The sequence below is a fragment of the Streptomyces sp. AP-93 genome (genome assembly GCF_022808175.1).
Lineage (GTDB): Bacteria > Actinomycetota > Actinomycetes > Streptomycetales > Streptomycetaceae > Streptomyces.
The window spans coordinates 1-13,683 of record NZ_JALGBX010000026.1; the positions used below are offsets into that span (position 1 = coordinate 1).

At 72.9% G+C, this 13,683-nt stretch carries 11 protein-coding genes and 1 pseudogene; 4 read left to right on the plus strand and 8 right to left on the minus strand.

Going from position 1 to position 13,683, the window contains the following annotated elements:
• Nucleotides 1-172: 172 nt before the first annotated feature.
• Both galK and galT read right to left on the minus strand, forming a co-directional pair.
• Nucleotides 173-1,330: a galactokinase gene (gene galK / locus MTF69_RS33575; RefSeq protein WP_243340149.1), complete on the minus strand. Its 1,158-nt coding sequence runs from the start codon at nt 1,328-1,330 to the stop codon at nt 173-175.
• Nucleotides 1,327-2,388: a galactose-1-phosphate uridylyltransferase gene (gene galT / locus MTF69_RS33580; RefSeq protein ID WP_243340150.1), complete on the minus strand. Its 1,062-nt coding sequence runs from the start codon at nt 2,386-2,388 to the stop codon at nt 1,327-1,329. Before galT ends, galK begins: the two co-directional genes overlap by 4 nt.
• Before the next feature lie 128 nt (nt 2,389-2,516).
• Here galT and MTF69_RS33585 point away from each other — a divergent pair, with 128 nt between their 5' ends.
• Entirely contained in the window at nt 2,517-3,329 is an 813-nt protein-coding gene (locus tag MTF69_RS33585; protein ID WP_243340151.1) for a DeoR/GlpR family DNA-binding transcription regulator, read from the plus strand.
• 105 nt (nt 3,330-3,434) lie between these two features.
• Here MTF69_RS33585 and MTF69_RS33590 read toward each other — a convergent pair whose 3' ends face one another.
• A complete protein-coding gene (locus tag MTF69_RS33590) occupies nt 3,435-3,665 on the minus strand; it encodes a substrate-binding domain-containing protein (protein ID WP_243340152.1) in 231 nt (76 codons plus the stop codon).
• Between the two features lie 94 nt (nt 3,666-3,759).
• Nucleotides 3,760-4,005 (minus strand): annotated as a pseudogene (locus tag MTF69_RS33595) (substrate-binding domain-containing protein); the annotation flags it as partial.
• Nucleotides 4,006-4,196: 191 nt separating this feature from the next.
• On the opposite strand from MTF69_RS33595, the gene MTF69_RS33600 reads away from it, so the two are divergent.
• Entirely contained in the window at nt 4,197-5,009 is an 813-nt protein-coding gene (locus MTF69_RS33600) for a hypothetical protein (protein ID WP_243340153.1), read from the plus strand.
• A 7-nt stretch (nt 5,010-5,016) separates the two neighbouring features.
• Here MTF69_RS33600 and MTF69_RS33605 read toward each other — a convergent pair whose 3' ends face one another.
• Genes MTF69_RS33605 through MTF69_RS33615 form a run of 3 tightly spaced genes read right to left on the minus strand, consistent with a single transcriptional unit; the run spans nt 5,017 to nt 8,835 of the window.
• Nucleotides 5,017-6,339, minus strand: a complete 1,323-nt coding sequence (locus MTF69_RS33605) for an MFS transporter (protein ID WP_243340154.1) — start codon at nt 6,337-6,339, stop codon at nt 5,017-5,019.
• The gene (locus tag MTF69_RS33610; protein WP_243340155.1) at nt 6,336-6,752 is read right to left on the minus strand and encodes a PaaI family thioesterase; all 417 of its coding nucleotides are present in this window, start codon (nt 6,750-6,752) and stop codon (nt 6,336-6,338) included. Before MTF69_RS33610 ends, MTF69_RS33605 begins: the two co-directional genes overlap by 4 nt.
• A 58-nt stretch (nt 6,753-6,810) precedes the next feature.
• The gene (locus tag MTF69_RS33615; RefSeq protein ID WP_243340156.1) at nt 6,811-8,835 is read right to left on the minus strand and encodes an NADPH-dependent 2,4-dienoyl-CoA reductase; all 2,025 of its coding nucleotides are present in this window, start codon (nt 8,833-8,835) and stop codon (nt 6,811-6,813) included.
• A 218-nt stretch (nt 8,836-9,053) separates the two neighbouring features.
• On the opposite strand from MTF69_RS33615, the gene MTF69_RS33620 reads away from it, so the two are divergent.
• A complete protein-coding gene (locus MTF69_RS33620) occupies nt 9,054-9,767 on the plus strand; it encodes an alpha/beta fold hydrolase (RefSeq protein ID WP_243340157.1) in 714 nt (237 codons plus the stop codon).
• The gene (locus MTF69_RS33625; protein WP_243340158.1) at nt 9,764-10,558 is read left to right on the plus strand and encodes a hypothetical protein; all 795 of its coding nucleotides are present in this window, start codon (nt 9,764-9,766) and stop codon (nt 10,556-10,558) included. The genes MTF69_RS33620 and MTF69_RS33625 overlap by 4 nt, the downstream gene beginning before the upstream one ends.
• Before the next feature lie 29 nt (nt 10,559-10,587).
• On the opposite strand, the gene MTF69_RS33630 is transcribed toward MTF69_RS33625, so the two are convergent.
• Complete coding sequence (locus MTF69_RS33630) at nt 10,588-13,611, minus strand: glycoside hydrolase family 38 C-terminal domain-containing protein (protein WP_243340159.1); 3,024 nt, start codon at nt 13,609-13,611, stop codon at nt 10,588-10,590.
• Nucleotides 13,612-13,683 lie beyond the last annotated feature (72 nt).

Consider the following 13,683-nt stretch of genomic DNA (forward strand, 5'->3'; position numbering starts at 1 on the left):
GCCATACCCGGTGTCTCTGGATCTCTGGACCTTACGACTGGCCCGTCCAACCCACACAACAACGTAGGACCGGCTGAACGGGCGGGCTGCCGGAGCGCCGTGGCCCGGGCCACGGACGACGTCCGGGGCCCGGGGCCCGGGCCACGGCCACGGCCACGGCTCCAGTCGGCGGCTACGTCTCCACCCGACGGGCGCCCGCCGCCGGGGTGGCGGTGAGGAGCCGCGGGAGGCGGTGGCCGGACGCGCCGAAGGCCGCCACGACGGCGCCGCCCACCGCGTCCTCGCGCCCCGCCTCCACCAGGGCGATGACGGAGCCTCCGAAGCCGCCCCCCGTCATCCGGGCACCGAGGGCCCCGGCGCCCAGCGCGGCCGTCACGGCGAGGTCGGTCTCCGCGCAGGAGACCCGGTAGTCGTCGCGGAGCGACGCGTGACCGGCCGTCAGGATCGGGCCGAGGGCGGCCGCGTCGTCCGCCCGGAGCCGGGCGACGGCCTCGGCGACCCGGCCGTTCTCGGTCACCACGTGGCGGACCAGCGGTACGAGTTCCGCCGGGAGGCCCTCCAGCGCCCCCGCGAGGTCCCCGGCGGGCAGATCCCGCAGGGCGCGCAGGCCGAGCAGCCGGGCCGCCCGTTCACAGCCCGCGCGCAGGGCCGCGTACGCCCCGTCGCCCAGGTCGTGGGAGACCCTGGTGTCGATCACGAGCAGTCCGAGCCCCTGCCCCGGGAGGTCGAGGGGCACCTGCCGGTGGAGTTCCGGGGTGCGGGCGTCGAGGTGGAGGGCGGCCCCGGTGGTGCAGCACACGGAGGCCATCTGGTCCATGATCCCGCAGGGGACCCCGGCGAAGGCGTTCTCCGCCCGCTGGGCGATCCGGGCCAGTCCGGGCCCGGGCAGCCGCAGTCCGTACAGCTCGTCGTAGGCGACGGCGACCGCGCATTCCAGCGCGGCGGAGGAGGAGAGGCCCGCGCCGGTGGGCACCGTGCTGTCGAAGTGGAGGTCCGCGCCACCGACCGGATGTCCCGCCTCGGCGAGTGCCCAGACCACTCCGGCCGGGTACGCGGCCCAGCCCGGTACGGCCCCGGGGGCGAGGGCGGCCACGGCCAGTTCGGTGATCCGGCCGTCTCCCTGCGCGCTGTGCAGGAGCAGCCGGCCGTCCGTACGGGCGCGGGCGGCGAGCAGGGTGGTCTGCGGGAGGGCGATGGGGAGGGCGAACCCGTCGTTGTAGTCGGTGTGTTCACCGATCAGGTTGACCCGGCCGGGCGCCGCCCAGATCCCGTCGGGGGCGCCGCCGAAGAGCTTCGCGAAGGTGCCCGCGGCCTGTTCGGGCCGGTTCACGCCAGGGCCTCCCGCAGTCGTCGCGCGGCCGTCTCGGGGGCGATGTCGTTGATGAAGGCTTCCGCCCCGGACTCCGTCCCCGCGAGGAACTTGAGCTTGTCGGGGGTCCTGCGGATGGTGAACAGCTCCAAGTGCAGGGCCAGTTCCTCCCCGCGGGTGCGGGGCGCCTGGTGCCACGCGGAGATGTACGGGGTGGGCGCCGGCCCCTGCGGCCGCTCCGGCTGCGGCTCCGGTACCGGGAACAGGCGGTCGAAGCGGCGCAGCAAGTCGAGGTAGATGCCGGGGAATTCGGCCCGCTCGGCTTCGGTGAGGCAGGTCAGGTCGGGGACCCGGCGGTGCGGGTAGAGGTGGACCTCGTACGGCCAGCGCGCGGCGTAGGGCACGAAGGCGGTCCAGTGCTCCCCGGCCGTCACCACCCGCTCGGTGGCGGCGCGGGCTCCGGCCACCAGGTCCTCGAAGAGGTTGCGGCCGGTGGCGGCGCGGTGCTTCCGCGCGGCGGCCGTCATCTTGGCGGCGCGCGGCGTGACGAAGGGGAAGGCGTAGATCTGGCCGTGCGGATGGGCGAGGGTCACCCCGATCTCGGCTCCCCGGTTCTCGAAGCAGTACACCTGCTCGACGCCGGGGAGGGCGGAGAGTTCCGCGGTGCGGTCGGTCCACGCGTCCAGCACCAGCCGGGCGGCGGCCGGGGTGAGGTCGGCGAAGCCGGCTTCGTGGTCGGGGGTGAAGCAGACGACTTCGCAGCGTCCGGCCTCGCCCGCGAGGGAGGGGAAGCGGTTCTCGAAGACGGCCACCTCGTAGTCGGCGGCGGGGATCTCACTGAGCCGGCCGTCCCGGGACGGGCAGAGCGGGCACTCGCCGACGGGCGGGTGGTAGATCCGGTTCTGGCGGTGGGAGGCGATGGTGATCCAGTCGCCGGTGGCCTCGTCCCGCCGCAGTTCCGGCCGGCTGTCCACCGGATCGAGCGGGCGCAGGTCGGGCGCGTCGCGCACGGCACCTTGGTCGGTGTCGAAGTAGATCAGTTCGCGGCCGTCCGCGAGTTTCGCGAGGGTCTTCTTCACGTAGCGAGAATAAACAGTCTCCAACATTTTCCACCACCCCTACACCGGGCTTTCCCTCAGACTCCAACAACATTGCCGTGTTATCTTGCTGCTTTCTGACCCGATTCGCCGATTCCCGGGAGCGACCCGTGGCCGAGCAGGCTGCCCAACTGGCCCACCAGCGACGCGCTCTCATCGTGGACGCGGTCCGGCGCGAGGGCGCGGTGCGGGTGGCGGACCTGGTCGGGCAGTTCGGCGTCTCGGACATGACCGTCCGCCGGGACCTGGACGCCCTCGCCCGGCAAGGCCTCGTGGAGAAGGTCCACGGCGGAGCCGTCGCCCCGGCCGGGGCCAGCGGGCACGAGCCCGGCTTCGAGGCCAAGTCGGATCTGGAGGGCGACGCCAAGGCGGCCATCGCGGACACGGCCGCGACGCTGGTGGAACCGGGCAGCGTGGTCGCGGTCTCGGGTGGCACCACAGCGCACGCCGTCGCCGCCCGGCTCCTCGGGGTCCCGCGGCTCACGATCGTCACCAACTCCCTCCCGGTGGCGGAACTGGTGTGGGCCGACGGCCGCAGCCGCGGGGCCGACGCCCCCACGCTGCTGCTCACCGGCGGCTCCCCCACTCCCTCGGCCGCCCTGGTCGGACCGCTCGCCGACCTGGCGATCGGCTCGCTCCACGTGGACCTGCTCTTCCTCGGTGCACACGGGGTGGCGCAGGGCGCCGGACTGACCACCCCGAACCTCATGGAGGCCCAGACCAACCGGGCCCTGGTCGCCTCGGCGCGCCGGGTCGCTGTCGTGGCGGACCACAGCAAGTGGGGGGTGGTGGGGCTCAGCGGCTTCGCCGCGCTGCACCAGGCCGACTGGTTCGTCACCGACGCCGGCCTGCCCACCGCGGCCCGCGCCGCCCTTGCGGAGGAGGTGGGCGAACTCCTCGTCGCGGGCGAGGAGCGGCACTGAGTCCCGGTACGGATCGGGCCCGGGTACGGATCGGGCCCGGGTTCGGATCAGGCCCTGGGTACGGATCAGGCGCGGGTACGCATCAGACCGGCGGCCCGGCCCGGATCAGGCTCCGGGATCCGCGGGTGCCGGTCCCGGGGTCGCCCGGATGACCAGCTCGGGGTCGAACAGCAGCTCCCCCGTGGGCACGTCCCGGTTGCTGACCAGCGCCAGTACGCTGCGCCCGACCTCCAGGGCCAGCCGGTCGGCGGGCTGGCGCACCGTGGTCAGGGGCGGGTCGGTGAATTCGGTGATGGACGAGCCGTCGTACCCCACGACCGATACGTCCCCGGGCACCACCCGTCCCTGCCGCCGGATGCCCCGGATCGCCCCGGATCGCTCCGAGGGCCATGTAGTCGCTGGCGGCCACGATCGCGGTGGCGCCCAGGGCGAGGAGCGGGCCGACGGCGGCCTGGCCGCCCTCCACCGTGTAGGACTGCCGGATCACCCAGCGCTCCGGCTCCTCGATGCCCCGCTTGGCCATGGCCTCCAGGAAGCCCCGCACCCGGCGGTCCGCGGGCTGGTTGCCGGCCGGGCCGGAGGCCATCCCGATCCTGCGGTGCCCCAGTCGGTGGAGGTGGTCGACGGCCAGCTCCGCGGCGAGCGCGTCATCGGTGGAGAAGACCGGGGTCGCCACCCCGTCCGCGAACTCCCCGTTGATGCCGACGTACGGGACCCGGCGCTGGCGCAGCAGTTCGTACGTCTCGGTGTCGGCGCCCTCGACGGTGTTGGAGGCGGAGAGGAAGACGACGGCCGCGACGCCCTTGTCGACGAGCGCGGAGATGAAGTCCCGCTCCTGGACCCCGCCGGGGAAGGCCGGTCGTCGAGATGTTCGACTGGTCCAAGCGCAAGGCCAACAGCTGGGTCCACCTGCCGGGCACCCGGGGCCCGCTCAACGTGGACGAGAACCGCACCGGTGGCAGCGGCAACGGCACCTACGCCGCCTCCTACTGGGCCGGCTACGCCAACCGCAGCGGCTACTACTCGCGCGACATGGCCCACCAGCTGTCCGGCGCGGGCGTGCTCGCCCTGCACGCCGAGAACAAGTCGATGCTCCGCTCCTTCGCCGCGTCCGCAACCCCGGAGCACAAGTACTACCCGGCGTGGGCCTTCAACTTCGACACCTCGACGTACCTCTCGATCGGCTACAAGAGTCCGACGAACTTCGTCCGCGAGGTGCCCGCCACCTTCGAGCTGGTGCAGAAGTCCGAGGAGGCGTACCGCTGGAGCGGGGACCGCGCCTATCTCGACGATCCGGCCCTGTGGAACTTCTCCCGCCGCGCCACCGACGAGTTCGTCACCCTGCACGACGGGCTCAAGGACAACGGCGCGATCGAGGTGGCCGAGGGGAGCACCGGGTCCCGGCTGCCCTCGGGCATGGACTGGCTGCGGATCGACGACCTCCGGGTCGGTGACTCGGCCTTCGCCCTCCGCCACGACGGGGCGACGAAGTCCACCCTCACGCACACCTCGGGCGCCTCCCCCTACACCTGGGAGGCCCGCTTCCCCGGCACCCACGCCACCCTCACGGTCGACGGAGTGCCCCAGCCGGCCCGCACCAAGGTCGTGGACGGAGTGACGTACACGTACGCGACCCCCACGGTCGCCCCGGGCCGCACGATCACCGTCCAGGCGGGCTGAACCGGGATCAGTCCGCCGCCCCCGGCCGATCGCGGCGCCGGGGGCCGGGGGCCGCGCGATCCGGCAGCGGTGCGCGCGGGCCCGTCGGCGGTTTGTGCGGCGGGGTCGGGCGGGCGGAGCGGAGGGGGGTCAGGAGGCCCGAGGCGGCGATCAGCAGGCAGAAGGCGCCCGCGGCCAGGCTGGTCGACGGGACCCCGTGCCGGGCCGCCAGGGCGGTGAGCACCGCGGCTCCCACCGGGCCCGAGGCGTTGTGGACCGTCCAGAACGCGGAGGTGACCCGCCCGAGCAGGTGGTCCGGGGTGACTTCCTGGCGCAGGGTCATGGAGCAGATGCCGCCCACGGTCAGCCCGAACATCAAGAGGGCGGCCATCGCCGCGATCACGGGCACACTGCGGCTGACCCCGGTGCCCGCCACGGACAGGCCGATCAGCACGGTCGAGCCGAGCCAGCACGGGCCGAAGCCGAGGGTCCGGCGCAGCGGCCCGGCGGCGAAGGAGGCGCAGACGACGCCGATGCCGCTCACGGCCATCACGTAGCCGACGGTCGACGGGGAGCGGTCGAGGTCGTCCCGGAGGCGGAAGATCAGCAGGTCGGTGGCGCCGATGGTGACGAAGGTGAGGAGGGTGAGCAGGACCGTCAGCGGGCGCAGCAGGGCGTGCGACCACAGGAAGCGGAAGCCGACCACGAACACCTCGCGCAGTGAGGCGTTCGTCTGCGACGGCCGGGGCGTGGCCGCTTCCCCCCGTGTGCCGAAGCGGACCCACCGCAGGCTGATCGCCGAGACGAGGAAGGTGGCTCCGTCCAGGGCGAGCGCCCAGGACCCGCCGACCCCCGCGACGAGCAGGCCGGCCACGACCGGGCCGAGGAGGGTGCCGAGGGCGAAGGTGCCCATCAGCCGGCCGTTGGCGGCGATCAGGTCGGCCGGTTCGACCAGGGAGGGCACGGCGCTCACGTAGGCCACGTCGAAGAGCGTCTTCAGTACGGTGACCAGCGCGGTCAGCACGTACAGCAGCCAGATCCGCGGGCCGCCGAAGGACCACATCAGCGGTACGGAGCCCAGCAGCACCGCCCGCGCGAGGTCGCAGCCGATCATCAGGCGGCGGCGGTCCACCCGGTCCACGACATGCCCGGCGAAGGTTCCCGTGGCGATGGCGAAGACCCCGGAGAGGGCGGTGATCAGGCCCATCCCGACCAGGGATCCGGTGACTTCGAGGACGAGCAGCGGCAGGGCGAGCATCGATACCGAGCCGCCGAGCACGGACAGGGCCTGGCCGAGCCAGAAGACGGTGAAGGGGCGGTTGTGGCGCAGTCCGCTCCGCGGGCCGCTCACCCCAGCAGGGCGTAGACGGTGGAGGCTTTCGCAGCCGGTTCACCGGCACCTTCGGGCGTCATGGTGATGTCGGCGAAGGCCATCCGCTTGCCCAGTTTGGTGATCCGTACGTCGATCAGTACGTCGGCGCCGACCACCGGCCGCTGGAAGCTGGTGGACTGCTGGACGGTGGTCATCGGACCGTAGGCCCCGCGCGCGGCGGAGATCGCGATGACGGTGGCGGTGTCCGCGGCGGCCATCAGGGCCTGCCCGCTGAGGCCCCCGCCGTCGCGGGCGAGGGTGTCGGACCAGGGCAGCCGCAGGACGGCGTGCCGTTCGCCGGTCTCCTGGACGGTGAGTCCGAGGGCGAGCACCCAGGGGGCGAAGTTGTCGTGGAGGATCTTGTCCGCGTCTGCCGGTGTCAGCGTCGTCACCGGGTGATTGTGGCGGCCGGCCGGTGGCCGCCACAACTCCCTTTCCGCGGGCCGGTCCTCAGAGGGAGGCGGCCAGTTCCGTGCCCTGGCGGATGGCCCGCTTGGCGTCCAGTTCGGCGGCCACGTCGGCGCCGCCGATCAGGTGCGCTTCGACGCCGGCCGCGCGCAGGGCCTCGTACAGGTCGCGGCGCGGTTCCTGGCCGGTGCACAGGACCACCGTGTCGGCGGGTACGAGGCGCTGCTCGCCGTCGACCGTGATGTGCAGGCCCTCACCGTCGATCCGGTCGTACGCGGCCCCCGCGACGGAGACGACGCCCCGGTGCTTGAGCTCCGCCCGGTGGATCCAGCCGGTGGTGGTGCCGAGCCCGGCGCCGACCTTGGTGGTCTTGCGCTGGAGCAGGTGGACCTGGCGCGGCGGGGCCGGCCGCTCGGGGGCGGTGAGGCCGCCGGGGCCGGTGTAGGCGGTGTCCACGCCCCAGTGGCGGAAGTAGACCTCGGGATCATGGGAGGCGCCTTCGCCGCTGTCGGTGAGGAACTCGGCGACGTCGAAGCCGATTCCGCCGGCGCCGAGGACGGCGACGCGCTGCCCGACGGGGGCGCCGTCGCGCAGGACGTCGAGGTAGCTGACGACGTTTGGGCCGTCGACGCCCTCGATGTCGGGGGTGCGGGGGGTGACGCCGGTAGCGACGACGACCTCGTCGTAGCCGCGCAGGGTCTCGACGTCGGCGCGGGTGTTCAGCTTGACCTCGACCGCGTGCTCGGCGAGTTGGGTGCCGTAGTAGCGGATGGTCTCCTCGAACTCCTCCTTGCCGGGGATGCGGCGGGCGATGTCGAGCTGGCCGCCGATGTGGCCGGAGGCTTCGTAGAGGGTGACGGCGTGGCCGCGTCCGGCGGCGGAGACGGCGCAGGCCAGGCCGGCCGGGCCTGCTCCGACGACGGCGACGCGCTTCTTCAACTGCGTGGGAGACAGGATGAGTTCCGTCTCGTTGCAGGCGCGCGGGTTGACCAGGCACGTGGTGAGCTTGCCGCTGAAGGTGTGGTCCAGGCAGGCCTGGTTGCAGCCGATGCAGGTGTTGATGGTCTCGGAGCGGCCGGCGGCGGCCTTGGCGACGAAATCGGCGTCGGCGAGGAAGGGGCGGGCGAGCGAGACCAGGTCGGCGCGGCCGTCGGCGAGCAACTCCTCGGCGATCTCCGGGGTGTTGATGCGGTTGCTGGTGACGAGGGGGACGGAGACCGCGCCCATCAGCCGCTTGGTGACCCAGGTGTAGGCACCGCGCGGGACGGAGGTGGCGATGGTGGGGATGCGGGCCTCGTGCCAGCCGATGCCGGTGTTGATGATGGTGGCGCCGGCCGCCTCGACCTCCTTGGCGAGGTGGACGACCTCGTCGAGGGTGGAGCCGCCGGGGATCAGGTCGAGCATCGAGAGGCGGTAGACGAGGATGAAATCCTCGCCGACGGCCGCGCGGGTGCGCCGGACGATCTCCAGCGGGAAGCGCACGCGGTTCTCGTAGGCGCCGCCCCAGCGGTCGGTGCGCTTGTTGGTGGCGGCGGCGATGAACTCGTTGACCAGGTAGCCCTCGGAGCCCATGATCTCGACGCCGTCGTAGCCGGCCAGCTTGGCGAGGCGGGCGGCGCGGACGAAGTCCTCGACGGTGCGCTCGACTTCGGCGTCGGTGAGGGCGTTCGGGACGAAGGGGCTGATGGGGGCCTGGAGGGCGCTGGGGGCGACCAGGTCCTTGTGGTAGGCGTAGCGGCCGAAGTGGAGGATCTGCATCGCGATCTTCCCGCCCTCGGCGTGCACCGCGTCGGTGATCACCCGGTGCTCGGCGGCCTCCTCCTCGGTGGTGAGGCGGGCGCCCCCCCCAAAGGGGCGGCCGGCGTCGTTCGGGGCTATGCCGCCGGTGACGATGAGGCCGGCGCCGCCGCGGGCGCGCTCGGCGTAGAAGGCGGCGAGGCGCTCGAAGCCCCGCTCGTGCTCTTCGAGGCCGGTGTGCATCGAGCCCATGATCACGCGGTTCGGCAGGGTGGTGAAGCCGAGGTCCAGGGGGCTCAGCAGGTGCGGGTACCGGCTCTGGGAACTCATGAGGGCGCCTCCTCGCGCGGGGGTGATGGATCTGTTCTAGCTGAGCAAGCGCTTATTGTGCAACTAGGTGCATAAGCGAGCGCGGGACCACGCCTCCCGGAAATCCGGGGATTCCGGTGGCCACGGGCCCTCTCCCCGTCGGCACCTGTGGCGCAGTTCACGGCCCGGCTGATCGCCGGGGACGGGGGCGCCCGCACTCCCCGGATACCCTCTGGCGGATGACGAGGAAGCCCCGGACCACCCGGCCGACCGAGCGCCGCGCCGTGACGGTGAACGGCGGGGTGCGCCTCGCCTACGAGGTCACCGGGCCCCCCGCCGGCCCGCCGGTGCTCCTGCTCCCCGCGCTCGGCGGGACCGTCGCCGACTGGGCTGCCGTACGGGACGAACTCGCGCGGGAACGGCGGGTGTTCGCGCTGGACCTGCGCGGCCACGGAGCCAGCGCGCGGCCGTCCGCGTACTCGCTCCCGCTCATGCGGGACGACGTACTGGGCTTCCTGGACGCCCTCGGGCTCGACCGGGTGGACCTGGTGGGTCACTCGATGGGCGGTGTCGTCGCCTACCTGGTCGCCGCCGCGCAGCCGCACCGCGTCGGCCGCCTCGTCCTGGAGGACGCGCCCGCGCCGCTCCCCCGCGAGGCCGCGGCCCCCGTACGTCCCGAGGGCGACCTCGCCTTCGACTGGGCGATGGTGCTCGCGGTCCGCCCCCAGCTCGACCGCCCGGACCCGGCCTGGCTGGCGGGCCTGTCCCGCATCACGGCCCCCACCCTGGTCGTGTACGGCGGCCCCGCCAGCCACCTGCCGCCCGCTTCCTTCGACGAGGTGGTCCGCCGCATCCCGGACGCCCGCCTGATCACCTTCCCGTACGGCCACTTGATCCACGCGGCGGCGCCCGGGGAGTTCACGGCGGCGGTCTCGTCCTTCCTCGCGCGGTGAACCCCGTCGGGGAAGTACACCCGGAGACGGCCCTCGCCAGGAGCTGGCTCGCCTCGGAGGGGGTGACTCAGGACGCGGGCGGCGCGTGGTGGAACGCGGACGACGATGCTCCGGGTGAACCGCCCGAAGCCACGAACACGGACGACATCGCGGACACGTACGGATTCCTGGTCTTCGACGACGAACGGATCGACCCGGCCGACCGGGTCCGGGTGGCGCTCGGCCTGATGGACCTGGTCGGCAGCCACGTCCTGGTGCACCGCCCGATCCACATGGCCCACCTCGGGCCCGCCGGGCCGCTGCCGATCGAGGTCCTGTGGAACGGCTACCGGCGGCGCCTGGAGGCCGAGCCGGCGCCGGAGGCCGTCATCGCCTCGCTGTGGCTCGACTGGTTCGAGCACTGGCAGACCGCCGAAGTCGCCTTCGAAGGGGTGCTCGGCCGGGATGCCGGGCGGATCCGCACCGGGGCCCCTGAGGGTTTCCTACGGCGGACCCAGCGGGTCCTGGAGTGTTCCGGACCGGTGCCGTGGCGCGCCAAGGAGCCCGCCTACCGGGCCGCCGCGGCCGTGCCGGAACTTCGTCAGGCCGTGTTCCGGGCCCTGCGGAGCAGCTATCACGACCTCTTCGGGCAGCTCGACCCGCCCGCCGCGCTGACTCTGCTGGACAGCTTGCCCCTGGCGCCCGCCACCGAGGACCTGGCCGCCCTGCGTGCCGTACTGGCGTCCGGGCACGCGAACCACTACCGCTCGCCGGACGCGTGGAGGGAGGCGGTGGGGCCCCTGCCCGGGTGATCCGGGCAGGGGCCCCACCGTCACCGTGGTCAGGCCCGGTGGAGGCGGACCGTGACGATCTGGAACGGGCGCAGGGTGAGGGGGATCGTGCCGTCCGGGGTGGGGGGCGAGACCGCCGTGCCGTCCAGGGGGCGTTCCAGGAGGTCGCTCTCGATCGCCGCCGCCAGCGGGAAGCCCGCCGCCAGGGTGGCGTGCGCGCGGCCGCCCCGGGATTCGTAGAGGCGGACGATCACGTCGCCGCTGCGGTCCTCGGCGAGCTTCACCGACTCGACCACCACCGCGTCCGCGTCGACCGCGACGAGCGGGGCGACCGGGCCCGCCCCGCGGAGCACGCGCTCCGGCAGGTTCAGGGCGTGGCCCTCGCGGACCGCGTCGCCGACGGCCGCGCCGGGGGCCAGCGAGAAGCGCAGGGTGTGCGCGCCCTGGTCGGTCTCCGGGTCCGGGTAGCGCGGGGCCCTCAGGAGGGACAGGCGGACGGTGGTGGTCTGGCCGCCGTCGGGGCGCATGTCGCGGGTCACGTCGTGACCGTAGGTGGAGTCGTTGAGGACCGCGACCCCCCAGCCCGGCTCCTCCGCGTGGATCCAGCGGTGCGCGCAGATCTCGAACTTAGCGGCCTCCCATGAGGTGTTGGTGTGGGTGGCCCGGTAGACGTGCCCGAACTGCGTTTCGGAGGCTGAGCGTTCGGCCTTGACGTCCAGCGGGAAAGCCGCCTTCAGGAACTTCTCCGTCTCGTGCCAGTCCACGTCCGTGACGATGTCCACCGTCTTGGCCCCGGCCCGCAGGGTCACCGACTGGTCGACGCGGGACAGGCCGAACGAGCGGGTCACCCGTACGGTGGCCGAGGACGGACCGGCCTCGGTCACCTCCAGTGCGTCCACCTCCACCAGGTCGGTGACCTTGTTGCGGTAGAACTCGTCGATGTCCCACGCGTCCCACATGTTCGGGAAGTCGGGGTGGATCTGGAGCAGGTTCGCGGCGGCCCCCGGTGCGACCGATTCCCGCCCGGCCTCCAGGTCGTACGCGGACACGATCAGCCCGCGGCGGTCGATCTCCACGAGGAGCCGCCCGTTGGCCAGGACGTGGCCGCCGCCGTGGCGCTCCTCCACCGTGACGGCCTGCCCGGCCGCCGCCGGCCGGCCCGCCCCGCCGGCCGGGACTCCACGCCGGGTGTGCGGGGCGCAGTTGAAGACGAGCTCCTCCTCGCCTTCCCCCGCGAGGGCGCTCTGCGCGGCCACGGTGATCGCCGTCAGTTCCTCCCGCACTGCTCCGTACGTCTCGCGGGCCTCGCGGTGCACCCAGGCGATGGAGGAGCCGGGGAGGATGTCGTGGAACTGGTGGAGCAGCACGGTCTTCCAGATCCGCTCCAGGTCCTCGTACGGGTACGCGTACCCGGGGACCTTCACGGCGGCCGTGGAAGCCCACAACTCGGCTTCGCGCAGCAGTGATTCGCTGTGCCGGTTGCCTTGCTTGGTCTTGGCCTGGGAGGTGTAGGTGCCGCGGTGCAGCTCCAGGTAGAGCTCACCGGCCCAGACGGGCGCGTCCTCGTACTCGGCGTGCGCCTTCTCGAAGAACGCGTCGGGGCGCTCGATCTCCACGCGCGGGGAGCCTTCGAGGTCCCGCTGCCGCTTGGCGCGGCCGAGCTGCTCCCGGGTCGGGCCGCCGCCGCCGTCCCCCCACCCGAAGGGGGCCAGTGAGCGCGAACCACGGCCCTTCTCCTGGTAGTTGCGGGCGGCGTGCGCCAGCTGGGCTCCGCCGAGGTCGGAGTTGTAGGTGTCGACGGGCGGGAAGTGCGTGAAGACGCGGGTGCCGTCGATGCCCTCCCACCAGAAGGTGTGGTGGGGGAACTTGTTGACCTGCGACCAGGAGATCTTCTGCGTCAGGAACCACTGGGATCCGGAGAGTTTGACGATCTGCGGCATGGCGGCGGTGTAGCCGAAGGAGTCGGGCAGCCAGACGTTGTTCGTCTCGATGCCGAACTCGTCCATGAAGAACTTCTTGCCGTACAGGAACTGGCGGGCCATGGCCTCGCCGCCGACCATGTTGGTGTCGGACTCGACCCACATGCCGCCGACCGGCACGAACTGCCCGTCCGTGATCTTCTTCTTGACCCGCTCGAAGAGCTCGGGCCGGTAGGTCTTGATCCAGTCGAGCTGCTGCGCCTGCGACATGGCGAAGACGAACTCGGGGTGCTCCTCCATCAGGCCCAGCATGTTGGACGTGGTCCGCGCGACCTTGCGCACGGTCTCGCGCAGCGGCCACAGCCACGCGGAGTCGATGTGGGCGTGGCCGATCGCGCTGATCCGGTGCGCGGAGGCGTTGGCGGGGGCCGCCAGGACGCCGGCGAGCAGCGCGCGGGCGTCGGCCGCGGTGCCGGGGACGTCGCACAGGTCCACCGCGTCGAGGGCGGAGTCGATGGCGCGCAGGATCTCGTAGCGCCGGGCGTCGCGCTCGTCGAGCTGCGTCATCAGGTCGTAGAGGACTTCGAGGTCCTGTACGAGTTCCCAGACCTCGGTCTCGAAGACGGCGAGGTCCATCCGGGCGAGCCGGTAGAGGGGCTGGTCGCCACTGGTCTGCTTGTCGCCCTCGTAGGTGACCGAGTGGTCGACGAGGATCGGGTTGGACGCGCCTTCGACGTACCACTCGATGCGCTCGCCGCCGGCCGCCCGGTCGGCGACGCGCACCCAGTCGTTGTACGGGTTGAGCGCCTTGACCTCCCCGCCGTCGGCGCGGTGGACCAGGCCCTCGCACTGGAAGCCGGGCATCATCCGGTCGAAGCCGAGGTCGAGCACGGCTTCGACGGTGCGGCCGGCCCAGTCGGCGGGGACGGTGCCGGTGACCTTGAACCAGGTGGTGCCCCAGGCCGGGCCCCACATCTCGCCGATGGCGCAGGGCTCGTAGGAGGCCGCCAGGCCCTCGGCCACGGGGACGGGCTCGCCGGGGGCCTCCCAGCGCTCGACGGTCAGCGGGACCGGGCGGGAGTGGACGGCGGGCTTGATGCGCTCCTTGAGGACACGGCGGAGGCGGTGTTCGGTGATGCTGCGGTCGTCGTGCATGACGGCTGCTCCAGAGTGGGGTGGACTGCGATCCTGCGGTCGGTCGGGGCGGGACGGCGGGCGGGGCGGGGG

Bases quoted from the DNA above. Each gene is read 5' to 3' on its own strand.
- MTF69_RS33600 (WP_243340153.1), top strand. From the start codon at position 4,197: ATGTTCGACTGGTCCAAGCGCAAGGCCAACAGCTGGGTCCACCTGCCG.
- MTF69_RS33615 (WP_243340156.1), bottom strand. From the start codon at position 8,835: ATGAGTTCCCAGAGCCGGTACCCGCACCTGCTGAGCCCCCTGGACCTC.
- MTF69_RS33620 (WP_243340157.1), top strand. From the start codon at position 9,054: ATGACGAGGAAGCCCCGGACCACCCGGCCGACCGAGCGCCGCGCCGTG.
- MTF69_RS33630 (WP_243340159.1), bottom strand. From the start codon at position 13,611: ATGCACGACGACCGCAGCATCACCGAACACCGCCTCCGCCGTGTCCTC.